Origin of the sequence: Nocardiopsis halophila DSM 44494, from assembly GCF_000341245.1 — a bacterium.
GTDB lineage: Bacteria > Actinomycetota > Actinomycetes > Streptosporangiales > Streptosporangiaceae > Nocardiopsis_A > Nocardiopsis_A halophila.
In genome coordinates, this window is record NZ_ANAD01000071.1 from 37564 (window position 1) to 59312 (window position 21749).

Annotated in this window: 19 protein-coding genes; 9 read left to right on the top strand and 10 right to left on the bottom strand. The window is 74.6% G+C overall.

The window, feature by feature from the left end; all coding sequences use genetic code 11:
• Positions 1–18: 18 nt before the first annotated feature.
• From D450_RS0109335 to D450_RS0109360, 6 genes are read right to left on the bottom strand one after another with little or no spacing between them, the layout of a single operon-like run.
• The gene (locus D450_RS0109335) at positions 19–1254 is read right to left on the bottom strand and encodes a cytochrome P450 (RefSeq protein ID WP_017538401.1); all 1236 of its coding nucleotides are present in this window, start codon (positions 1252–1254) and stop codon (positions 19–21) included.
• A complete protein-coding gene (locus D450_RS0109340; RefSeq protein ID WP_017538402.1) occupies positions 1251–2849 on the bottom strand; it encodes an acyl-CoA synthetase in 1599 nt (532 codons plus the stop codon). Before D450_RS0109340 ends, D450_RS0109335 begins: the two co-directional genes overlap by 4 nt.
• Positions 2849–4006 carry a thiolase domain-containing protein gene (locus D450_RS0109345; protein WP_017538403.1) on the bottom strand — a complete coding sequence of 386 codons (1158 nt, stop codon included), beginning with the start codon at positions 4004–4006 and terminating at the stop codon, positions 2849–2851. Before D450_RS0109345 ends, D450_RS0109340 begins: the two co-directional genes overlap by 1 nt.
• Positions 4003–5070: a hypothetical protein gene (locus D450_RS0109350; protein WP_017538404.1), complete on the bottom strand. Its 1068-nt coding sequence runs from the start codon at positions 5068–5070 to the stop codon at positions 4003–4005. Before D450_RS0109350 ends, D450_RS0109345 begins: the two co-directional genes overlap by 4 nt.
• On the bottom strand, positions 5067–6077 hold the full coding sequence (locus D450_RS0109355) for a Zn-ribbon domain-containing OB-fold protein (RefSeq protein WP_017538405.1): 1011 nt from the start codon (positions 6075–6077) through the stop codon (positions 5067–5069). Before D450_RS0109355 ends, D450_RS0109350 begins: the two co-directional genes overlap by 4 nt.
• Positions 6061–7629 carry an acyl-CoA synthetase gene (locus D450_RS0109360; protein ID WP_193789656.1) on the bottom strand — a complete coding sequence of 523 codons (1569 nt, stop codon included), beginning with the start codon at positions 7627–7629 and terminating at the stop codon, positions 6061–6063. The genes D450_RS0109355 and D450_RS0109360 overlap by 17 nt, the downstream gene beginning before the upstream one ends.
• A 173-nt stretch (positions 7630–7802) precedes the next feature.
• On the opposite strand from D450_RS0109360, the gene D450_RS0109365 reads away from it, so the two are divergent.
• The 3 genes from D450_RS0109365 to D450_RS32355 all read left to right on the top strand — a co-directional run bounded on the left by D450_RS0109365 (position 7803) and on the right by D450_RS32355 (position 11194).
• A complete protein-coding gene (locus D450_RS0109365) occupies positions 7803–8621 on the top strand; it encodes a crotonase/enoyl-CoA hydratase family protein (protein WP_017538407.1) in 819 nt (272 codons plus the stop codon).
• Positions 8622–8976: 355 nt separating this feature from the next.
• A complete protein-coding gene (locus D450_RS31755) occupies positions 8977–10812 on the top strand; it encodes a DUF7507 domain-containing protein (RefSeq protein WP_017538409.1) in 1836 nt (611 codons plus the stop codon).
• A gap of 142 nt (positions 10813–10954) precedes the next feature.
• A complete protein-coding gene (locus tag D450_RS32355; protein ID WP_083932589.1) occupies positions 10955–11194 on the top strand; it encodes a helix-turn-helix domain-containing protein in 240 nt (79 codons plus the stop codon).
• Positions 11195–11288: 94 nt separating this feature from the next.
• Here the strand turns inward: D450_RS32355 and D450_RS0109385 are convergent, their stop codons facing one another.
• From D450_RS0109385 to D450_RS0109390, 3 genes are all read right to left on the bottom strand, one after another.
• A complete protein-coding gene (locus tag D450_RS0109385) occupies positions 11289–11726 on the bottom strand; it encodes a DUF4333 domain-containing protein (protein WP_017538411.1) in 438 nt (145 codons plus the stop codon).
• A gap of 16 nt (positions 11727–11742) precedes the next feature.
• Positions 11743–12045 carry a DUF397 domain-containing protein gene (locus D450_RS35405; protein WP_083932590.1) on the bottom strand — a complete coding sequence of 101 codons (303 nt, stop codon included), beginning with the start codon at positions 12043–12045 and terminating at the stop codon, positions 11743–11745.
• Between the two features lie 465 nt (positions 12046–12510).
• Positions 12511–13482, bottom strand: coding sequence for a GlxA family transcriptional regulator (locus D450_RS0109390; protein ID WP_017538412.1), 972 nt, complete (start codon positions 13480–13482; stop codon positions 12511–12513).
• Between the two features lie 98 nt (positions 13483–13580).
• Here D450_RS0109390 and D450_RS29810 point away from each other — a divergent pair, with 98 nt between their 5' ends.
• Positions 13581–14933, top strand: coding sequence for an APC family permease (locus tag D450_RS29810; RefSeq protein WP_017538413.1), 1353 nt, complete (start codon positions 13581–13583; stop codon positions 14931–14933).
• 13 nt (positions 14934–14946) lie between these two features.
• On the opposite strand, the gene D450_RS0109400 is transcribed toward D450_RS29810, so the two are convergent.
• Positions 14947–16032: a VanZ family protein gene (locus D450_RS0109400; protein WP_017538414.1), complete on the bottom strand. Its 1086-nt coding sequence runs from the start codon at positions 16030–16032 to the stop codon at positions 14947–14949.
• 500 nt (positions 16033–16532) lie between these two features.
• Between D450_RS0109400 and D450_RS29815 the strand changes: the two genes are divergently transcribed.
• The 5 genes from D450_RS29815 (at position 16533) to D450_RS0109425 (ending at position 21749) form a co-directional block, all read left to right on the top strand.
• Positions 16533–19199, top strand: a complete 2667-nt coding sequence (locus D450_RS29815; protein ID WP_152520820.1) for a sensor histidine kinase — start codon at positions 16533–16535, stop codon at positions 19197–19199.
• A 26-nt stretch (positions 19200–19225) separates the two neighbouring features.
• Positions 19226–19624 (top strand): roadblock/LC7 domain-containing protein, encoded by a 399-nt coding sequence (locus D450_RS0109410; RefSeq protein ID WP_017538415.1) that lies wholly within the window; start codon positions 19226–19228, stop codon positions 19622–19624.
• A gap of 11 nt (positions 19625–19635) precedes the next feature.
• Entirely contained in the window at positions 19636–20010 is a 375-nt protein-coding gene (locus D450_RS0109415; RefSeq protein WP_239647436.1) for a DUF742 domain-containing protein, read from the top strand.
• Positions 19991–20578 (top strand): GTP-binding protein, encoded by a 588-nt coding sequence (locus D450_RS0109420; protein WP_017538417.1) that lies wholly within the window; start codon positions 19991–19993, stop codon positions 20576–20578. The genes D450_RS0109415 and D450_RS0109420 overlap by 20 nt, the downstream gene beginning before the upstream one ends.
• 184 nt (positions 20579–20762) lie before the next feature.
• On the top strand, positions 20763–21749 hold the full coding sequence (locus D450_RS0109425) for an oxygenase MpaB family protein (protein ID WP_017538418.1): 987 nt from the start codon (positions 20763–20765) through the stop codon (positions 21747–21749).

The window sequence follows — 21749 nt, forward strand, 5'->3', positions numbered from 1 at the left end:
CCCGGCCGCGGCGCCCGCTCAGCGGTAGCGCACCGGAAGCCGCTTGACACCGTTGATCCAGGCCGAGCGGAACCGCTCGGGCGGGCCCTCGGCGCGCAGGCCGGGCATCCGGTCGGCGATCGCGTTGAAGATCAGGTCGATCTCCATCCGCGCCAGGTTGGCGCCCAGGCAGTAGTGCGCCCCGGTGCCGCCGAACCCCAGGTGGGGGTTGGGGTCGCGGCCGATGTCGAAGGAGAACGGGTCGGTGAAGACCTCCTCGTCGAAGTTGGCCGAGCTGTAGTAGAGCCCCACCCGGCTCCCCCGCGCGATCGGCGTCCCGCCGATCGCGGTGTCGGCGGTGGCGGTGCGCTGGAAGGCGATCACCGGGGTGGCCCAGCGCACGATCTCGTCGGCGGCGGTGGCCGGGCGCTCGGTGCAGAACCGCTCCCACTGCCCGGGGTGGTCCAGGAAGGCGAGCATGCCGTGGGTGATGGCGTTGCGGGTGGTCTCGTTGCCGGCGACGGCGAGCAGGATGACGAAGAACCCGAACTCGTCGTCGTCGAGCCCGCGCCCGTCCACGTCGGCCTGGACCAGCGCCGAGACGATGTCGCCGCGCGGCTCCTCGCGCCGCTCGGCGGCCATCGCCATGGCGTAGGCCAGGATCTCGGCCGAGGCCACCGCCGGGTCGAGGGCGTACTCGGGCTCGTCGTAGCCGAGCATCCCGTTGGACCAGGCGAACAGCCGCCCCCGGTCCTGCTGGGGCACGCCGAGCAGGTCGGCGATGGCCTGCAGGGGCAGCTCCATGGCGACGTCGGCGACGAAGTCGCCGACGCCCTTGCCGGCCGCGCGGGCGACGATGCGGTCGGCGCGCTCCTTGAGGGCGTCGGCCATCCGCCCGATCGCGCGCGGGGTGAACCCGCGCTGCACGATCTTGCGGAGCTTGGTGTGCTCGGGCGGGTCGGTGTTGATGAGCAGGTGGCGCCGCTGGACGTCCATCGCGTCGGGGTCGATGCCCTCGAAGTAGCGGACGATGGCGGTGTTGGCGTTGGTGGAGAAGAGCCGGGAGTCCACCGAGGCGGTGCGCACGTCCTCGTGGCGGCTGAGGATCCACAGGCCGCCGTCGTCGAAGCCGTGCCCGGGGGGCTGGGGGTTCCAGTACACCGGCCGGGTGCGGCGCAGCCCGGCGAACTCCTCGTGCGGCACGCGGGCGGCGATCAGGTCGGGGTCGGTGAAGTCGAACCCGTCGGGGACGGGGCGCGGGGGCGGTGCGGTCATGGCGGTGCGTCCTCTCGCGACTGGTGCGGGGCGGGACCGCGGCCTTCGGCGGCCGTCGCGCGCGCCCAGCGGTAGTCGGCCTTGCCGCTCGGCGAGCGCTGCACCCGCGGGACGACCCGGTACAGGCGGGGCGCCTTGTAGCCGGCCAGGCGGGCGCGGACGTGGGCGTCCAGGAGCTCGGGGGCGGGGGCGTGTCCCCCCTCGGGGGCCGAGACCACGGCGGCCACGCGCTCGCCGAAGCGCGCGTCGGGCAGGCCGACGACGACCGCGTCGCCGACGCCGGGGGCGCCCTTGAGGACGGCCTCGACCTCTTCGGGGTAGACCTTCTCCCCGCCGGTGTTGATGCAGACCGACCCGCGGCCGCGGAGCACCACGGTGCCGTCGGCCTCCACGGTGGCCATGTCGCCGGTGAGGGTGTGGCGGACGCCGTCGACCTCGACGAACACGGCGGCGGTCTTGTCGGGGTCGTTGAAGTAGCCCAGCGGGACGCGGCCCGAGCGCGCCACCGTGCCCACCTCGCCCGACCCCGGTTCCACGGGGCGCAGGCCGGCGTCGAGGACGGTGATGCGCTCGTCCTCGAACCGGTAGCGCAGCCCGGTCTCGGGGGTGGAGCCGGGCACGCCCCAGGCGACCAGGCCGGTCTCGGTGGAGCCGTAGTTGTCCATGATCATGCGGTCGGGCAGGGCCTTGTGCAGCCGCGCCCGCACCGATCCGGAGAGGATCGCTCCGGTGGAGCTGACGACGAGCAGCGAGGAGAGGTCGCGGCCCCCGCGCTCGACCTCCTCGGCCAGGGGTGCGGCCATGGCGTCGCCGACGATGCTGATCGTCATCACCCGCTCCCGCTCGACCGCGCGCAGCACCTCGGCGGCGTCGAAGGAGGGGACCAGGACCAGGGTGCCCCCGGCCCAGAAGGTGATGAAGGAGGCCAGCTGCGCGGCGCCGTGCATCAGGGGCGCGGCCGGCATCATCACCACGCCCTCGGTGGCCGCCGCCCGGTCCGCCACGTCCCCGGGGGCCGCCGCGGGCTCTCCTCCGGGGTTCCCGCCGCCGTGCCCGGCGAAGAACAGGTCCTCCTGGCGCCACATGACGCCCTTGGGCATGCCGGTGGTGCCGCCGGTGTAGATGATGTAGAGGTCGTCGCCCGAGCGGGCGGGGAACGGGGGCCCGTCCGGAGCGGCGTCCAGGAGCGCCTCGTAGCCGTCGGGCGCCCGCACGGTGCAGCGCAGCGACGGGGCGGCCGGGGCGGCCTCGGCCGCCCGGGCGTCGAAGGCGGCGTCGTGCACCAGGGCGGCGGGGTCGGCGTCGGCCAGCAGCGAGCGCAGCTCGCCGGCGACGTAGCGGTAGTTGACGTTGACCGGCACGGCCCGGATCTTCAGGGCCGCCAGCAGCGCCTCGATGTAGTGCGGGCCGTTGTAGAGGTACTGGGCGACCCGGTCGCCGGGGCGCACCCCGTTCGCGGCCAGGTGGCGGGCCAGCCGCCCCGCGCGCGCGTCCAGCTCGGCGTAGCTGCGGCGCTCGTCCCCGCAGACCAGCGCGGTGCGGTCGGGGACCCGGGCGGCGACGGCCTCGAACAGGTCGGCGAGGTTGAACTCCATCAGGGGCCCTCCGATCCGACGATCCACATGGCGAAGAACTGCGCGCCGGCCCCGTAGGCGTGGCCGAGGGCGGTGCGGGCGCCCTCCACCTGGTGGCCCTCGGCGCGGCCGCGCACCTGCTGGGCGGCCTCGGCGAAGCGGATCAGCCCGGAGGCGCCGATGGGGTTGGTGGACAGCACCCCGCCGGAGCGGTTCCAGGGGGTGTCGCCGTCCGGGGCGGTGGCGCCCTCCTCGGTCAGCCGCCAGCCCCGGCCCGGCTCGGCGAAGCCCAGGTTCTCCAGCCACATCGGCTCGTACCAGCTGAAGGGGACGTAGACCTCGGCGGTGTCGATGTCGCGGCGCGGGTCGGCCACCCCGGCCTGGGCGTAGACGTCGGCGGCGCAGTCGCGCCCGGCCCGGGGGTCCACCGCGTCGCGCCCGGCGAAGGCGATGGGCTCGCTGCGCACCGCCGCCCCGCGGATCCAGGCGGGCGGCCCGGGGGCGGCGCGGGCGGCGCCGGCGTCGCCGATGACCATGGCGCAGGCCCCGTCGGAGGAGGGGCAGGTCTCCAGGTAGCGCAGCGGCTCCCAGAGCATCGGGCTGGCGGCGACCGCCTCGGGGGTGATGCCGGGCATGCGCAGGTGGGCGTAGGGGTTGCCCAGGGCGTTGCGGCGGTCCTTGGCGGCGACGGCCCAGCCCACGTGCCCGGGGGCGCCGGAGCGCTCGATGTAGGCGCGGATAAAGGGGGCGAAGTAGCCGCCGGCGCCCACCACCAGCGAGGCGGAGAAGGGCTGGCCGACGGTGAGCGCCCAGGTGGCGTTGGACTCCGACTGCTTCTCCCAGGCCAGGGCGAGCACCCGGCGGAAGGCGCCGGAGCGCACGTGGCTCGCGGCGACGATGGCGGTGGACCCGCCCACCGACCCGGCGGTGTGCACGCGCAGCAGCGGCTTGCCGCGGGCGCCCAGGGCGTCGGCGAGGAACAGGTCGGGCATGGCCACGCCCTCGAACAGGTCGGGGGCCTTGCCCAGCACCACCGCGTCGATGTCGGCGAAGCCGAGCCCGGCGTCCTCCAGGGCGCGCAGGGCCGCCTCGCGCACCAGTCCGGGCATGGACACGTCGGTGCGCCTGCTGCGGTGGTGCGTCTGCCCGACGCCGACCACCGCGGCCGCTCGGCTCATCGCGGGCCTCCTTCCTCCGGGTCGGGACCGGCCTCCAGGACCGCCACGAGGTTGTGCTGCAGGCAGGGGCCCTGGGCGGCGTGGGCGACGGCCCGGTCGGCGCCGCCGGCGGCGACGCGGCGCGCGGCCTCACCGATGCGGATCAGGCCGGTGGCCATGACGGGGTCGGCCGCCATGGGGCCGCCGGAGGGGTTGACGCCGGTCCCCTCCCCCAGCCCGAGCGCGGCGCGCAGCAGGACCTCCTCGTGCGGGTGGCGGGCGTGCAGTTCGGCGACGTGCACGGGGCCCTCGTCGACCCCGGCGGCGGCCGCGGCCTGCTCGGCGGAGGCGCAGCGGGACAGGTCGCGGGCGGCGGGGCTGTGCACGTCGATGCGGTGCTCCAGGCCCCGGATCCAGACGGGGCGGACGCCGCGCGCGCGGGCGATCCGGGTGGCGGCGGGGCCGGTGGCCAGCAGCACCGCCGCGGCGCCGTCGGCGGGCAGGGCGGTGTGCCCGGGGCGCAGGGGCAGGGGCGGCACCCGGCCGCCGGTCTCCGGCGGGCCCGCCCGTTCGGCGATGCGGGCCAGCTCCGCCTCGCCGGCCCGGCCGGCGTCGATGACGGCGCGCGCCTGCAGGGCGGCCAGGTCCTCGGCGTCCAGGCCCAGCGGCGCCAGGTAGTAGGGGTCCAGGGTCCGGGCGAGGATGTCGGGCAGCGATCCCTGCGTCGCCTTGCCGAAGCCGTAGGCCAGGGCGATCCCGCCTCCCCCTCCGTCGTCGTCCCCGTGGCGCAGGCGTAGCCAGGCCTCGTACAGCGCCCAGGCGGCGTCCATCTCGACGTGGCTCTCGCTGATCGGGGGCCAGGCGCCGAGCGCGTCGAGCGCGCCGACGAAGGAGAAGGGGGCGCCGGCGAGGTAGTCCAGGCTGCCCGAGACGGTGAAGCCGACCTCGGAGCGGTCGGTCCCGGCCTGCTCCAGCACGGCGGTCACCACCCGGTGGACCAGGGCGGGCTCGGGCGCGCCGGTCCCGCCGGGGTGCACGTCGCGGGCGTAGGCGACGACGGCGACGTCCGGGGCGGGGGCGCTCATCGCTCCTCCTGTTCCGGGGCCGGCTCCCGGAGCGGGTCCGGGGGCGGGTCCGGGACGAACCAGCGGATGCTCGGGCGCGTGCGGCTGCGCTCCTCGGGCGGCAGCCACTCGGCCCGCACCCGCATGCCCGGGCGCACCCGGGCCGGGTCGACGCCGCTGACCAGGGCCAGCAGGTCGACGTCGGCGCCGTCGAGGCGGACGTAGCCGGTGACGAAGGGGACCTCGGGGGCGCGCGGGTCGGGCACGTGGTTGACCGAGAAGGTGGTGAGCGTGCCGGTGGGCGGCAGCTCCACCTCCTCGGTGACGGGGGTGCCGTCGGCGGGGTCGACCTCGCGCGGCGGGACGTACACCGCGCCGCTGCGGGCCCGGCTGCCGAGGATGCGCCCCTCGGTCTGGGCGTCCAGGTAGCGGGCCAGGGCGGGGTCGGCGCGCACGGTGTAGTCGAGGCGCCCGGTGTCGCGGACCTCGGTGACCTCGGGGCGGAAGCAGGCGATGTCGGTGACGGCGCCGGTGCGCTCGGCCTCCGGGCGCAGCCGGGGGCGGACCCGCAGGCCGGCGCGGAGCGCGCGGGGCGGTTCCGCGCCCGCCGCCTCCCCCATGTCCAGGGCGTGCAGCATCGCGGTGTCGGCCCCGTCCAGGAGCACGGCGGCCCAGGCGAAGGGGCGGTCGAAGGGGTGGCGGGGGCGGGGCTCGGCCACCCAGCACCAGGTCTGCACGGTCCCGGCGGGTCCGACCCCGGGGTGGTCGCCGGTGACCGGGGATCCGTCCAGCGGGTCGTACTCGGTGGGCGGGACGAGCACGCGTCCGGAGGCGGTGCGGACCCCGACGAGGCGGCCGTCGCGCAGCTCGGTGAGGAAGCGGCCGATGACGGGGCCGGTGCTGCGGGTGTAGCCGCCGGGGAAGGCGACGCCGTGCGTGCCGATGAGGGGTTCGGGGTCCGCCGGTCCGGGGGCGGCCGGTTCAGGGCCGGTCGGTGCAGGGCCGGTCGGTTCAGGGTCGGTCGGCATTCTTCTCACGGTTCTCCCAGTAGGGGTCCCTGAGGCGGCGCTTGGGGAGCTTGCCGTTGGGCTCGCGGGGCATCTGCGCGATGAAGTCGATGGAGCGCGGGTGCTTCATGCGCGCGAGGCGGCCCTGCAGGTGGTCCATGAGGCGCGCGGCGAGGGCGGGGCCCGGTTCGGAGCCCTCGGCGGGCTCTACGACGGCCTTGACCTGCTCTCCCCAGTCGTCGTCGGGGACGCCGAAGACGGCGGCGTCCATGACCTCGGGGTGGGTGAGCAGCTCCTTCTCGATCTCGGCGGGGTAGATGTTGGCGCCGCCGGAGATGATGACCTCGCTGGTGCGGTCGCTCAGGTAGAGGTGGCCGTCCTCGTCCAGGCGGCCGATGTCGCCGAGGGTGAAGAACCCGTCGAGGCGGGCCTCGTCGGTCTTGCGGCGGTCGCCCTTGTACTCGAAGTCGGGGCCGAGCATCCGCATGTAGACGGTGCCGGTCTCGCCGGGCGGGAGCGCCCGGCCGTCGGCGCCGACGATGCGCAGCTCGGTGATGGGCCAGGGCCGGCCCACCGACCCGGGGTGGGCGTGCCGGTCCTCGGGGCGCTGCACGGTGCCGCCGCCCTCGGTGGCGGCGTAGTACTCGAAGACGCACTCGCCCCACCAGGCGAACATGGCCTCGCGCACCTGCTCGGGGCAGGGGGCGGCGCCGTGCACCAGCCACCGCATGGAGGACACGTCGTAGCGGGCGCGCACCTGCTCGGGCAGATGGAGCAGGCGCTTGAAGTGGGTGGGCACCATGTGGGTGCTCGTGATGCGGTGGCGCTCGACCAGGCGCAGGAACTCCTCGGCGTCCCAGCCGTCCATGTACACCACGGTGTGGCCCATGTGCAGGGCGGTGGTGCTGAACTGGGTGACGGCGGTGTGGTAGGTCGGTGCGGTGACCAGGTGGGCGTTGCCGGGGCCGGGCTCGATGCCGAAGAACCCGAACAGGGCGGTGCCCAGCTCGGCGGCGTCGTCGGGGTCGAGCCCGCTGAGGGCGCGGCGCACGCCCTTGGGGCGGCCCGTGGTGCCCGAGGTGTAGTGCATGGTCTGGCCCGCGGTCCGGCCCTCGGGCAGGTGGTCGGGGCGGCCGCCGATGAACGCGTCGAAGGGGACGAAGCCGGGCACGTCGCCGAAGCCGATGCGCGCCTCCTTGGGAAGCGCCGCCTCCTCCGCGCCGCGCGGGCCCTCGGCGGCGAAGCGCTCGTGGACGAAGAACGCCTTGGCGCCGCTGTCGGCGGTGATGTAGCCGATCTCGGGTCCGGTCAGGTGCCAGTTCACGGGGGTGTAGTAGAGGCCGGCCTGGAGCGCGGCCAGGTAGAGGGTCAGGCCGTCCGACCCGTTGGGGGTCAGGCCGCAGATGCCGTCGCCGGTGCGCAGGCCCAGCGCGCGCAGGGCCTGCACGAGGCGGTTCGCGCGGGCCAGGAGGGCGCCGGCGGTGTGCTCGGCTCCGTCAGGGTCGACGCAGGCGAGGCGGTCGGGGTGGGCGCGGGCCGTTCTCCAGAAGCCGAGGGGGGCGGTGTCCGACATGGAGACCTCCGTCACACCGAAGCTCACTCCCCGGTAAGTAGAGCACGTTCTCTTTTTTGTGACTAGGCCGTGTTCTGCAGCGCATTTCCGATCTAGAATCAGTTCTCACCTCTGCCCCGACACACACCGTTGGAACAGCGCGCCGGCACGGCCGGCGGACCGGGAGGCGAGCGATGGAGGAGAGCACGCGGCTGGACCTGTCCACCCCCCACTGCGAGGTGCGGCGCCACGGCCCGGTGGTCACGGTGGAGATGCGCAGGCCCGAGGCGCGCAACGCGCTGTCCACGGACATGCTGGTGGGGATGGCCGACGCCTTCGCCTACATCGGCGCCGAACCGGGGGTGCGGGTCGGCGTGCTCACCGGCGCGGACGGGGTGTTCTGCGCGGGCGCGGACCTGAAGGGCATGGGGCGGCCGTCGCAGGACGCGCGGGTCAACGCCCGGGCGGCCGGGATCGCCGACTTCCACTGGAAGGGCCTGCTGCGCCAGGACCGCCCGCCCAAGCCCCTGGTGTCGGCGGTCGAGGGCCCGGCGGTGGCCGGGGGCACCGAGCTGGTGGTCGGCACCGACGTGCGCATCGCCGCCGAGGGGGCGGTGTTCGGCCTGTACGAGGCGCGCCGGGGGCTGTTCCCGATGGGCGGCTGCGCCGTCCGGGTCCCGCGGCAGATCCCCTACGCCCGCGCCATGGAGATGCTGCTGACCGGCCGCTCCTACACGGCGCGGGAGGCCGCGGACATCGGCCTGGTCACCCGCGTCGTCCCGGACGGGACGGCGCTGGAGGAGGCCCTGCGCACCGCCCGGGAGATCGCGGTGTGCGGCCCCCTGGCGGTCCAGGCGATCCTGCGCGTCCACCGCGAGAGCGAGGGCCTTCCCGAACACGAGGCGCTCAAGGTCAGCGACGCCGCCGGCTGGGAGGTCCTGTCCTCCCAGGACGCCCGCGAGGGCGCCCGCGCCTTCACCGAGAGGCGCGAGCCGCGGTTCACGGGCGAATGAGCCCTGCCTTGAGCCCGGCAGTGAGCCCTACAGCCCCGACAAGGCGAGGATCAGGAGCAGCAGGGCGAAGCCGATGAGGACGTGCGTCGGCCACGCGGAGAACCTGCCGGACGGGCCGCGTGCAGCCACCGGACCTCCTCGGATCGATCGAAGGCGCCCAGCGTGCCCGCGCCCTGCGCGGGAGATTCCGGAGCGGTCGGCCATTGGCCGGTGGCGGCCGCGGCGAGGCGCGCGACGAGACGGACCGCCGGCTCGGAGGACGCCGTCACCCCCCGGTCGCGTCCTGGCAAAGACACGGCCATAGGCCATGGCGGCGGTCGCGCCTCCGGGGCGGCGTGCCTACGTTGGCCGGACCATGCCGCAGCTCATCCGCACCGCACTGGGGACCGCGACGGCGGTCTCGGCCGTCGTCGTCTCCGTCGCCGCCTCCTCGGCGCTGGCCCAGGAGGGCGCCGACCTGCTCAACGAGACGTTCACGGGGGACTCCGTCCAGGACCCCGGCTTCGTCCCGCTGGACGACGCCTGCCTGTCCGGCGCCGAGCAGCCGCCCGGACCGGACGAGTCCGCGCTGGGACCGTGCCCGGAACCGCAGCGGGGCCCCGTCCCCGAGCGCGGGAGCACGCCCGGGTACCTGCAGATCACCGACGCCGACTACGACCGCAAGGGCGGCGTGCTCTACGACCGCCCGCTGCCCGCCAACGGCGGCCTGGAGGTGGAGTTCGAGCAGTACCAGTACGGCGGCGAGCCCTCGCCGGCGGGCGACGGGGGCCGGGGCGGCGACGGCATCGCCTTCTTCCTCGTCGACGGCGCGGTCTCGCTGACCGAGGCGGGGTCGCAGGGCGGCAGCCTGGGGTACGCCCAGCGCATCGGCGAGCCCGGCGTGCACGGCGGCTACCTGGGGCTCGGCCTGGACGCCTACGGCAACTACGCCAACGACGCCGAGGGGCGGGGGTACGGCTGCGACCAGGCCTCGCCGCTGGGCCGCGACTACACCTTCGCGCCGGACGCGGTGACCCTGCGCGGGCCCGGGAGCGGGGAGCGGGGGTACTGCTACGTCGCCGGTACCGCGACACCCCCGCAGACCGAGGGCGAGGACTGGGGCGGCGGCCTGCCGGGGTCGCTGCGGGCCGGGGCGCTGGCGGACGCCGTGCGCACGGTCCGGCTGACGGTCAGCCCCGACCCGCGCCCGGTGGTGACCGTGTCCATCGACTTCAACGACGGCAACGGTTTCCAGCAGGTGCTCCAGGAGACGATGCCGCAGGCGCCGCCGTCGACCTACAAGTTCGGGTTCACCGGGTCGACGGGGTCGGCGACCGACGTGCACCTGATCCGCAACGTCCACGTGCGGTCGCTGACGACGCTGGACGAGCTCAACATCGTCAAGCAGGTCGACCGCTCGGAGCAGCAGCCGGACGCCTACCGGCCGGGGGACACGGTGCCGTACGAGTTCGTCGTGACGAACACCTCCACCGGGACCTTGAACGATGTGCGGGTGGAGGATCCGCGGATCACGGACATCGACTGCCCCGGCACGGTCCTCGGCCCGGCGGGCACCCCGACGGCGAGCATGACCTGCACCGGGACCCACACGGTGACCGCCGGGGACGGCACCGCCGGGGAGTTCGCCAACACGGCGCAGGCGACCGCCGTCGACGGCAGCGGAGGGCGGCTGACCTCGAACGAGTCGACCGTCACGGTCCCCGTCGAGCCCGGCCCCGACCCGACGCCGAGCCCATCGCCGAGTCCGAGCCCCAGCCCGTCGCCTTCTCCGACTCCGTCGCCCTCACCGAGCCCTTCTCCCAGCCCGAGCCCGTCGCCGAGTCCTTCCCCCGACCCCAGCCCGTCGCCCTCACCGTCACCGAGCCCTGATCCGAGCCCGACGCCTTCGCCCGAGCCGAGCCCATCGCCCGACCCGAGCCCCACCCCGTCGCCGAGTCCGGAGCCGAGCCCTTCTCCCAGCACGAGCCCTGACCCGGGGCCGTCACCGGAGCCGACTCCGTCCAAGGGCGACGGTGGTGAGACCGGCCCCGCAGAGCCCGGTGACGGCACCGGCGGGGGCGGGAGCGGAGGCGTCCCCGGCCTGCCCTTGACCGGTCAGGCGCTCACCTCGCTGGTCGCCATCGGCGGGGCGCTCGCGGTGATCGGGATCGTCACGGCCTGCCTCTTCCGTGAACGCACGCGGAACCGCTGAGGCCCTCGGCTCGTCCGCCCGGCGGGTGCGGTCACCGCAGGCCGCTGCGCTCCCAACGACGCTGTGTTCCCCAAGACGGAGCTGAGACCGGCCTGGGGGCGCCGGCGACTGAGGAGAACGCGGCGAGGGGGAGCCGACCGGCCTGAGCGGGCAGCGCTTCGCCCGGGTCTTCCGCAAGGAGACCGGAAGCGGGCCGGCCGCCTACGTGGAATCGGTGCGGGTCGAGGCCGCCCGCCGTCTTCTGGAGTCCACCGACATTCCGCTGGGACGGGTCGCCGCCCTCTGCGGCCTCGGCACGGTGGAGGCCCTGCGCCGGGTGGTGCGCAGGCGGACCGGATCCGCCCCGGAGGCCTACCGGCGGAGCTACCGCACGGCGCCCTGACCGGCCGCGCCGGTCGACGGCCGCCGCAGCCCGTCCGCCGGGGCACGACGGCGGACGGGCGGACAACGCGAACGCCCCGGCCGGAGCGCGGGGGTCAGCCCGAGGGCTGCTCGTCGACGACTACGTCGAAGTCCACGTTCGTGCCCTCGACCGCGGTCGCGGTGATGGTCACACCGAGGGTCTGGCCGCCCGCGGTGAGGTCGCAGCGGATGGAGGCACCGACCTCGGCCGGCAGGTCCTCGGGGCAGGTGAGGTCGTCAGGCGTCTGCCCGACCTCCTCTTCGAGGACCGCGGCGGCCTGCCGGGCGACCTCGTCCGCGGGGACGGCGCCGGCCTCCCCGCCGGAGTCGGGCGCGCCGGACTCCCCGCCGGTCCCCCCGCTCTCCTCGGCCCCCTGCTCCTGGCCCTGGCTCTCCTCGACCGGCTCCATGTCGCCGATGCTTGCGTTGAACGAGCAGCCGGCGGTGAGGAGCACGGCCAGCGCTCCCAGCCCGGTCGCCGCGGCGGCCTGTCTGCGCCCGGTTCCTCGCATCTCGTTCTCCCTGCTCTCACTCGTGGATGGGGTATCCAGCGTGAGACGCCGGGACCCCGCCTCGCGTTCCGTCCGCAGAGATCACGATCGGGCAGCGCACACAGCACCATCCACGGCACCTCAGGCCGGTCAGGCCTGGAAGCGCCCGCATCGGAGGGATCTCAGGAAGGCCGACCACTCCCGGTTGCCGAAGGCCAGGTGCCCTGGGGGCCCGGTTCTTCGTGTCTCGGACCAGGACTTCCCTGCGCTTCTCAGCCAGCTCGACGCAATCGGCGTTCGCACCGCTGCGGCTGCTCTTGTACCAGTGGACCGGCCCCATGGCCGCCCCTCACTCTCGCCTGTCCCGGCTTCTGATGGCACCTGGATCTCGGCCGGTGAGAGCAGGTGGCCAGGAAGGGGATGCATCGCATCTCCGCAGGTCCGGTGCACGGGATGCGCGTGAGGCAAACAGAGGCCACGGCGGTGACCAGGGCGAGCGTCGAGGAGGTGTGGCCGTGGTCGGTCAGGGCGCGCAGGGCGTCGCGTTCGCGGAAGTGCCGGTGGCCCCGTGCGCGGCGGATGCGAGGTCGGGCGGGAGCGAGTGCCGGGGCTTGCGCATGCACCGCACGGTGAGCAGACAGTGGGGGCCGCGGCGGTGGCGGCGGGGGACGGCAGCCGGGACGCGAGCACGCCCGCCGCCATGACCGGCGCCGTTCCCACGGCTCGGGTCTCCATGGCCACCGTTCGCATTCGCCGCCCCCTGATCGCCCGTTCCCGCCCGGAGGGAGGAGAGAGGCCTCTCGCCTCAGGAGACGGAGCGCGCCTCCCCAGCCTCCCGGTCGACGGCCGCACGGGAGCGTGACGCTGTGAACGCGCGGCGGTAGGCGAGCGGGGCGACCCCCACGTGGCGCGTGAAGTGCCGCCGCAGGTTGGCGGCGCTGCCCAGGCCGCTCTTATCCGCCACCTGCTCGACGGGCAGCCCGGTGGTCTCCAGCAGGAGCTGTGCGTAGCGGACGCGCTCCTGAAGGAGCCAGCGCAGCGGCGGCATCCCCAGCGCCTCCTCGAACCGGCGGGCCAGCGTGCGCCTGCTCAGGTTGGCGCGGCGGGGGGGGGNNNGGGCCAGGCCGGTGCCTCCGCCGCCGCGCACGGCCGCGGGCGCCTCGACGTACTGCGCCTGGCCGCCCTCCCGGTGGGGCGGGGTCACCAGGCGGCGGGCCAGGGCGTTGGCGACGGCGTTCCCGTGGTCGGCGCGGACGAGTTCCAGGCACAGGTCGATCCCGGCGGCGGTGCCCGCCGAGGTGAAGACGCCGCCGTCCTCGACGTAGAGCACCGCCGGGTCGACGCGCACCTTGGGGTGGGCCGCGGCCAGCTCCTCGGCGTGCATCCAGTGGGTGGTCGCCCGGCGGCCGTCCAGCACCCCTGCGGCGGCCAGAACGAAGGCGCCGGTACAGATCGAGGCGATCCGGGCGCCCACGTCGTAGGCGGCGCGGACCGCGTCGACCAGGTCGCGGGGCGCCCGGTCCCCCTCGGTGCAGTTCGGCACGAGCACGGTATCGGCCTCGACGAGGCGGTCCAGGGGCCGGGCCTGCTGGAGGGCGAGGCCGTGCGCGAGCGGGGTGTCGGGGCGGGCGGCGCAGATCCGCATGTCGTACCAGGGGTCGGCCAGGTCCGGCCGGTCGATTCCGAAGACCTCGCACGCCACGGACACCTCGAAGACCGGCGCCCCCTCGACCACGGCGATCGCGACACGGTGGGCGGAGGGGCTGGCAAGATCCATGCGCATATCGGCAAGTTTGCCACTGGTTCGGGGGCCACGGAAGCACAACGCTGTTACGTGCCGCCGGGACCCCTGCGGTTCCGTCCTCGAAGGGAGTGATGTGGGTGGGCACCCGAAGCCGCGTCGCACATGCACCGGAGCCGAAGGGGCCGCACGGCACCATCGGCTACGGGCAGTCCGTGGCGCTCTACACGGGGGCGGTGCTGGGAGCAGGGGTCCTGGTGCTCCCCGGGCAGGCGGCGTCGATGGCGGGGCCGGCGTCCCTACTGGCGTGGCTGTTCATGGGGCTGCTCGGTCTGCCGCTGGCGACGACGTTCGCCGCCCTCGCCACCCGCTTCCCCGACGCCGGCGGGATCGCCACCTACGCCGCGAAGGCCTTCGGTCCGACGGCCGGAGGGCTGTCGGGCTGGTTCTACTTCACCTCCGGGGTGCTCGGGCACACCGTCGTCCCGCTGACCGGCGGCTACTATGTCGCGGCGGCACTGGACGCGGACCCGTCCGCGGCCTACCCGATCGCCGCCGCCATCCTCGCCCTGGCCATGGCGGCGAACCTGGCGGGGATGCGCCTGAGCGGCCGGGTGCAGCTGGCGCTGGCCGCCGGTGTCGCGCTGATGCTCCTGACCGCCGCCCTGGCTGCGCTTCCGCACGTCACCCTGGAGCCGTTCACCTCCGCACGCGCCTTCGCCCCGAACGGGGTCCCGGGCGTGGCCCGAGTCGCCGTGGTGCTGTTCCTCGCGTTCGCCGGGTGGGAGGCGGTGGCGCACCTGGCGGGCGAGTTCCGGGACGTGCGGCGGGATATGCTCCGGGCGACCGTGACGACGGTGGGGATCGTCCTCGTCCTGTACACGGGCATCGCGTTCGCGGTGGTGGGGACGGCGGCCTACGGCGACCCCGCCGTGGACCGGGTCGCGGTCGGCCGGGTCCTGGGCACGGGCCTGGGTGTCGGCGCCGAGGGCACCGCCGCCGTGCTGGCCACGGTGATCACCCTGGGAACGACGAACACCTTCATCGCCTCCACCTCGCGGCTGGGGTACGCGCTCGGCCGCGACGGCTGGCTCCCCCGCCGGCTCGGGCACCTGAACGCGCGCGGAGTCCCGGTGGCCGGCGTACTGACCGTGGGCGCGGGAGGTGCGGCCGGCCTCGCCGCCGGCTTCGCGGGCGGCTGGGGTACCGAGACGCTCGTGGGGATCCCCGCGTCGCTGGTGCTGGTGACCTACCTGGTGGGGATGGCCTCGGGCCTGCGCCTGCTGAGCGGGCGCCCCCGCGTGCACGCGGCGACGGCGCTGGTGCTCACCGCGGTGATCGCCCCGTTCGCCGCCGAGTACATCGTGGTCCCGATGGTGGTCGCCGCGGTGGCCCTGGCGTTCCGGTGGGGATCGGGCCGGGGGCGTGCGGCGCGCAGGGACCCCGGTCCGGAGCCGCGGCAGGAGGCCGGCGCGCTCCGCCCTTGACGGCGGACCCGGGTCAGCTGCCGACGCGCTGTTGCGGGGGGCCGGTGCGCAGGGAGGGGAAGTACCGGATCAGCTTCGTCGGCATGCGGCCCGTCACCGCCGCGGTCGTGGTGATCCTGGTGCCCGCGATCAGGTCCGCCGTGCCCGCCTGGTCCCGGCGGACCAGCTCCGGGGCGCCGTGCACCAGGGCCACCAGCAGCGCCCACGGCTGCAGGCCGAGCACGAACAGCACCACCACCGGGGTGTACAGCAGCGCGGCCCGCAGGGTCGTCCTCCACCGGGCCGCCGGGCCGGACTCCCCCGGGGACGAGACCGCCAGGCGCATGCTCGCGCGCCCCGGGGTGCCGCGGTCGGTGCGCAGCAGCGGCACCAGGAGGCCGACGACCACCGCCGTCGCGACCAGCGCGATCCGGTGCGCCTCGGGCGCGCGCACCAGGGTGATGGTCCCGGTGTCGACGAGCACGGCCACCGCCAGCAGCGTCCCGTTCCACCAGAGCACCAGGTCGAGCACGTGCCCGCCCAGGCGGCGGGAGAGCCCCGGCGGCATGGTGTCCATGACGGCCCCCGGCCACGCGCGCGGCAGGAGCCGGACGGCGGCGCAGCCGATGAGCCACCCCGCGGCGCCCCCGGCCGCTCCGAGCAGCACGTCGTCCACGGCCGCCACCCGGTAGGCGCAGGGGTACAGCCCGAGCACGCCGGTGTACTGGACGGCCTCGACCGCCAGGGCCAGCAGCGCCGCCAGGGCGGCCGTGAAGGGCAACCCGTGCCGGTAGCGGTACCGGAGCAGGGCGCCGACCAGCGCGAACACCCCGGACGCGGCCCCGGCGTGCAGGGCGGCGGTGCGCCAGGACCCGGGCAGTTCCCCCAGGGTGAGGGGGTGCGGCAGCACCGGGGCGCCGCCGTCGATGGCGCACAGCCCGTCGGCGCCGCGCGGCAGCGGCCACACCGCCAGCAGCCCCACCGCCAGTCCGGCCGCCAGCACCGCCAGGGTGACCTGCCCCTGCCAGCCGGCGATGCGCCCGTAGCGCCCCAGGTGGACCCGGAAGAACAGGGCCGCCCCCACCGCCGCGGCGAACACGACGGCCGGCACGGCGGCCACGGCCCCTCCCGGTCCTGCGCCGAGAATCCCTCCCATAAGGCCCCAAGGCTAGCCGCGGCCGGTGCGGCCGCGCGGGCGAACGGCCGAACCCGGGGCGGAGGGGCCGCGGCGGGGCCGGAGGAGGGGTGCATCCGCGCACGTCTGTAACTATTCGATAATTCTTGGTCAGGCTACGAACGCGTAGCGCGGTCACCGCGATCCAGACAAACCGCTACATCGGCATCGCGGTTGCCCAGTTAAGGACCAAAGTCATCCCCGCCCCAACCCGCCCGTCAGGCCCAGGAGGCCCCACCCCCCTGCGATTCCGGCCCTTCCCGGGCGAGATACGATCCCTGGGCCGAATCCCCGCGCCTTCCTCCGCGTAGCGCGGACAGGTCGGCCCGGCCGGAGGGCGCCACGAGCGCGCCGGCAGCCGGTCCTCCACATCCGAAGCACCTGGAACGCCCCTTCGCCGTTCCACCGCGTCCATGTGTGCTCAAGGCACGGGCCATAGGAGAGCAGTGCAGGAAGCAGAGAAGCGGCGGGTCCCGAGCATCCGCACCCGGCTCCGCAGGATCGTCATGACCCCCACTGCGGCCCTGGTCGCGGTGTGGCTCGTCGTCAGCGGGGTGCTGTTCTACAACGCCGCCATGGAGCTCGCCCTCAGCAAGGGCAACGAGCGCTACCTGACGCCGTCCGCGGTCGCGCTCACCACGGTGATGAAGGAGCGCACGATCACCGTCGGCTACCTGGAGCACCCCGAGGAGCTCGGCGACGAGCTCGACGAGGCCCAGGCCGCCTCCGATGAGCACATGGGCACGATCATCACCGACTACGACGAGCTCAAGGCGATCGCCCCGGATTCGGCCGCCGACCGCATCACCACGCTCCAGGACGCCTACGGGGGCATCGACCGGCTGCGCGCCGACGTGCGCGAGGGCGACGCCTCCCGCTCGGACGTCCTCGACTTCTTCAACGGGGTCACCGAGGCCGCCGCCGACGTCTTCGACGAGCTCTCCCGGACCGGCAACAACGTCGAGTCCATGGGTCCCGGCATCAGCGCCACCTCCACCTTCCGCGCGGTCGACCACCTGGGCCGCGCCGACGCCAGGCTGGTGAAGTCCTTCTCCGAGGACGAGCTCAACCACCCCGACATGCACGCCTTCGTCCGGGAGTTCGGCGCCTTCGACGCGCGCATGGAGGAGACCGCCCCCTACCTCGGCCCCGAGCAGCGCGCGCAGTACCGGGAGCTCACCGGGTCCGAGGAGTACGGGCGCCTGGAGGAGTACGTCGCCCAGATCATGGAGCGCCCCGCACAGACGGAGACCGACCCGATCACCGGCGAGGTCACCGAGCGCTTCCCCATGCCCGTCTCCAAGGCGGACTGGGACGAGGCCTACCTGGCCGTCTTCGACGAGATCACCGACATCGGCGCCAATGAGGCCCTGTACGCCGGCGGCATCCAGGCCAACGTCGCCTACCGCTCGCTGGCCTTCGCCGTGCTGGGGAGCGCCGGCGTGGCCGCCCTGGCGATCCTGACCGTGCTGACCGCCACCCGCTCCGCCCACCGGCTGGTCGACCGCCTGCACCGTCTGCGCGACGACACCGAGGAGCTGACCGGGCGCCGACTGCCCGGCATCATGAGCCGGCTGCGCCGCCACGAGCCGGTCGACCTGGACGAGGAGCTCCCCGACCTGGTCGCCAACCAGCACGACGACGAGATCGGGCAGGTCGCCCGCTCGTTCGACGCCGCCCAGCGCACCGCCGTCGAGGCGGCGATCAACCAGTCCGAGCTGCGGCACGGCGTCAACCGGGTGTTCCTGAGCATCGCGCACCGCAGCCAGACCCTGATCCACCGCCAGCTGCGCCTGCTGGACCGGATGGAGCGCGACCAGGAGGACCCCGCCCAGCTCACCGAGCTGTTCAAGCTGGACCACCTGGCCACCCGGTCCCGCCGCAACGCCGAGAACCTGCTCATCCTCGGCGGCGAGAACCCGGGCCGCACCTGGCACCGGCCGATGCCGCTGGTGGACGTGCTGCGCGGGGCGATCTCCGAGTCCGGCGACTACTCGCGGGTGCAGCGCACCCACATCGCCCGGGTCGCGCTGATCGGCCCGGCGGTGGCCGACGTCATCCACCTGGTGGCCGAGCTGGTCGACAACGCCACCGCCTTCTCCCCGCCGCACACCCGGGTGATGCTCAGCAGCGAGCAGGTGCCCAACGGTGTGACCGTGGAGATCGAGGACCGCGGCCTGGGCATGCAGGACGAGGAGTTCGAGGCGGCCAACGCCCTGCTCGCCGACCCTCCCGAGTTCGACGTCATGCGGCTCAACGACAAGATGCGGCTGGGGCTGTTCGTGGTGTCGCGGCTGGCCAAGAAGCACGGCATCAAGGTGTGGCTGCGCTCCTCCCCCTACGGCGGGGTGCAGGCGATCGTGCTGCTGCCGCCGGAACTGGTCTCCGAGGCGCAGGCGCTGCCCGCGGGCGAGGTGCGCGTGGTGCGCGCGCCCGAGTCCGCCGACGGCGACCTGCTGGGCGGCTCCGAGAAGGCGCCCGCGCCCTCGCCCGCCGCGGAGGACCGCGAGCAGGGCGGCGGCGGGGAGCCGGCCGGGGACGGTGCGGAGGCGCCCGACCGCGCCCCGCTGGAGATCCGGGCCGAGGAGCGCACCGACAAGGCGATCACCGCTCTGGCCGCGTTCGCCGCCGAGGACGAGGGCGCGCCGAACGGCTCGGGCGGATCGAACGGCTCGGGCGGCGGGGACGCCGCCCGCGACGGCGGCCCCGCCACCACCCCTTCGGGCCTGCCCCGGCGCGGCGCCCGCCGCTCCTCCTCCGACCCGTCCGGCGCACCGCCTTTCGCGGCCGTCCCGGACTCGCGCGACACCCGCCCCGAGTCGGCCCCGGCGCCCGGTTCGGGCGAGCGCCCGGCGCTGCCCAAGCGGCGCCCGCAGACCAACCTCGCACCCCAGCTCGCCGACGACTGCCCCAACGACCCGAGCACGGGCCCCGGCGGGGGCGGCGCACCGGGGTCCGAATCCGCCCCACAGGATCCGGACCGCTCCGAACGGCTCCGCCGCAACATGTCCGCGTTCCAGCAGGGGACGCGCCGCGGCCGGGAGGAGAGCCGCGGAACCGACCGGGGCGCCGCCGGAGACGACACCACCGAGGACACTGAGAAGGACTCCTGACCTTGACGAACAACGCTGCGAAGGACTTGAACTGGCTCCTCGACGGGCTCGTCGAGCGCGCCGTGGGGGCCCGCTACGCGATCGTCCTGTCCGCCGACGGCCTGCTCATGGGCAGCTCGGCCGACCTGGCCAAGGACGACGCCGAGCAGCTGTCCGCGGTCGCCTCGGCCTTCCAGAGCCTGGCCCGGGGCACCGGAAAGCAGTTCAACGGCGGGGAGGTGCTGCAGACCGTCGTGGAGATGGAGCGCGCCTACCTGTTCGTCACCGGCGCGGGCAGCGGCGCCTGCCTGGCCGTGGTCTCCGAGGAGGGGTCCGACGTCGGCCTCATCGCCTACGAGATGAACGTCCTTGTCGAACAGGTCGGCCGGTTCCTCGACGCGGCCCCCCGCCAGGAGGGGCGGCCCGCACCGGAGTCGGCCGGGTGACGGGAGGCATCATGCCCGATCCCCACGAGTGGAGCCCCGGCCCCGACGATGCCGGGTCGGTCGTCCGCCCCTACATCCTCACCGAGGGGCGGCAGCACGCCGACGGCGTCCAGCTGGACATGGTCAGCGTGGTCATCGCCGCGCGCGCCGAGGTGGACGAGATGGCCCTGGAGCCCGAGCAGCTGCGCATCCTGGAGCTGTGCCGCAGGGCCCAGTCGGTGGCCGAGGTCTCCGCGCACCTGGACATCCCCGTCGCCGTGGTGAAGGTGCTGCTCGGCGACCTCATCGGCCGGGGCTACGTCCTGGCCCGCGCCCCTTACACGAGCGAGAGCCCGGTGAGCCGGGACGTACTGCAGGCGGTACTCGATGGCATCCAACGACTCTGACAGCAGCGGCGAGCGCATCCCGGCCGCCATCAAGATCCTGGTCGCGGGCGGTTTCGGCGCGGGCAAGACCACCCTGGTCGGCTCGATCAGCGAGGTCGCCCCGCTGAGCACCGAGGAGCTGATGACCGAGGCCAGCCTGGGCGTGGACGACCTGTCCGGGGTGGAGAAGAAGAACACCACCACCGTCGCGCTGGACTTCGGCCGCATCACCATCAACGAGGACCTGGTGCTGTACCTGTTCGGCACGCCCGGCCAGCAGCGGTTCTGGTTCATGTGGGAGGAGCTGGCCACCGGCGCGCTGGGCGCGGTGGTGCTGGCCGACACCCGGCGGCTGGAGACCTGCTTCCCCGCGGTGGACTTCTTCGAGCGCCGGGGCGTGCCCTTCGTGGTGGCGGTGAACTGCTTCGAGGGCGCCCACCACTACGCGGCCGAGGAGGTGCGCTCGGCGCTGAGCATCCCGCCGGAGGTGCCGGTCCTGCTGTGCGACGCGCGCGACCGCTCCTCCAGCAAGGAGGTCCTGCTGACGCTGGTGCGGCACGTGGCCCAGCGCACCGCCGCCCCGGCCTGAGGCCGGCGCCGGCCGACCGCGGCGTGTCGGGGGCCGCAGGCCCTGTGGTGTGGGCGATCCCGCGCGGGGCGGAGTTCCTGGGGCGCGGGGCCGACGGGTAATGTTCCCTACCGATCGGTACCTACCGGTCACTCGGTGGGCGCCCCCGGCCCGCCCCGTCCCCACACCGCACCGGAGAGGCCCGATGAAACGGTTCGACTGGTACGACGAGATCCACCGCCTCGACGCCGAGGCCGACGCCCGCCGGATCACCTTCATCCTGGGCGCCCACGAGTTCCCCTGGGACATGTCGCAGGCCCTGGGGCTGGCGCTGTACCGGACCTACGCGGTGCCCAGCATCGGCGGGCTGCTGGGAGACACCGAGGAGTTCACCGACCGCACCCAGCACCGCTACGACGACACCGCGCTGCTGCTGGGGCAGATGCTGCAGCACGGCTTCGAGCCCGGGCGGGGCCGCGACGCCCTGCGGCGCATGAACCAGATGCACCGCAGCTACGACATCAGCAACGACGACTACCTGTACGTGCTGAGCACGTTCGTGGTGATGCCCCCGCGCTGGCTCAACGACTGGGGCTTCGGCTGGCGGCGGCTCAGCGAGCACGAGATCCGCGCCAACACCAACTACTACCGCGACCTCGGCCGCCACATGGGGATCAAGGAGATCCCCGGGACCTACGAAGAGTTCTGCACGCTCATGGACGGCTATGAGCGCGAGCACTTCGGCTACACCGAGGGCGGGCGCGCGGTCTCCGACAGCACCCTGGAGCTCATGCTCACCTTCTCCCCGCCGTGGCAGCGCCCGCTGATGAAGAAGTTCACCACGGCGCTGCTGGACGACCGGCTGACCGAGGCCTTCCGGTACGAGCCGGCGACCCCGTTCTGGAAGGGCGCGGCCCGGTTCGCCCTCAAGGCGCGGGCCAAGGTGGTGCGCTTCATGCCGCCGCGCGTGGAGCCGCGCACCGAGGAGGACAACCCGAACATCAAGAGCTACCCGGAGGGGTTCGACCCCAACCGCATCGGCACGTTCCCGACGAAGTGCCCGGTCCCGCACGACCTGAAGACGGTGGAGGTGTCGGGCAGCCGCGACCGCGTCCCGGCTCCGGGCGAGGCGCTGCCGCCGGAGCAGCGCGCGAGCGCGCGGCAGGGCGCGCAGCAGGGCGAGCGGGGCTGA

What these genes read in the sequence shown, in the direction of transcription:
- D450_RS0109335 (WP_017538401.1), bottom strand. Translation starts at nt 1,254, where the DNA reads ATGACCGCACCGCCCCCGCGCCCCGTCCCCGACGGGTTCGACTTCACC.
- D450_RS0109340 (WP_017538402.1), bottom strand. Translation starts at nt 2,849, where the DNA reads ATGGAGTTCAACCTCGCCGACCTGTTCGAGGCCGTCGCCGCCCGGGTC.
- D450_RS0109345 (WP_017538403.1), bottom strand. Translation starts at nt 4,006, where the DNA reads ATGAGCCGAGCGGCCGCGGTGGTCGGCGTCGGGCAGACGCACCACCGC.
- D450_RS0109350 (WP_017538404.1), bottom strand. Translation starts at nt 5,070, where the DNA reads ATGAGCGCCCCCGCCCCGGACGTCGCCGTCGTCGCCTACGCCCGCGAC.
- D450_RS0109355 (WP_017538405.1), bottom strand. Translation starts at nt 6,077, where the DNA reads ATGCCGACCGACCCTGAACCGACCGGCCCTGCACCGACCGGCCCTGAA.
- D450_RS0109360 (WP_193789656.1), bottom strand. Translation starts at nt 7,629, where the DNA reads ATGTCGGACACCGCCCCCCTCGGCTTCTGGAGAACGGCCCGCGCCCAC.
- D450_RS0109365 (WP_017538407.1), top strand. Translation starts at nt 7,803, where the DNA reads ATGGAGGAGAGCACGCGGCTGGACCTGTCCACCCCCCACTGCGAGGTG.
- D450_RS31755 (WP_017538409.1), top strand. Translation starts at nt 8,977, where the DNA reads ATGCCGCAGCTCATCCGCACCGCACTGGGGACCGCGACGGCGGTCTCG.
- D450_RS0109385 (WP_017538411.1), bottom strand. Translation starts at nt 11,726, where the DNA reads ATGCGAGGAACCGGGCGCAGACAGGCCGCCGCGGCGACCGGGCTGGGA.
- D450_RS35405 (WP_083932590.1), bottom strand. Translation starts at nt 12,045, where the DNA reads ATGGGGCCGGTCCACTGGTACAAGAGCAGCCGCAGCGGTGCGAACGCC.
- D450_RS29810 (WP_017538413.1), top strand. Translation starts at nt 13,581, where the DNA reads ATGTGGGTGGGCACCCGAAGCCGCGTCGCACATGCACCGGAGCCGAAG.
- D450_RS0109415 (WP_239647436.1), top strand. Translation starts at nt 19,636, where the DNA reads ATGCCCGATCCCCACGAGTGGAGCCCCGGCCCCGACGATGCCGGGTCG.
- D450_RS0109420 (WP_017538417.1), top strand. Translation starts at nt 19,991, where the DNA reads ATGGCATCCAACGACTCTGACAGCAGCGGCGAGCGCATCCCGGCCGCC.
- D450_RS0109425 (WP_017538418.1), top strand. Translation starts at nt 20,763, where the DNA reads ATGAAACGGTTCGACTGGTACGACGAGATCCACCGCCTCGACGCCGAG.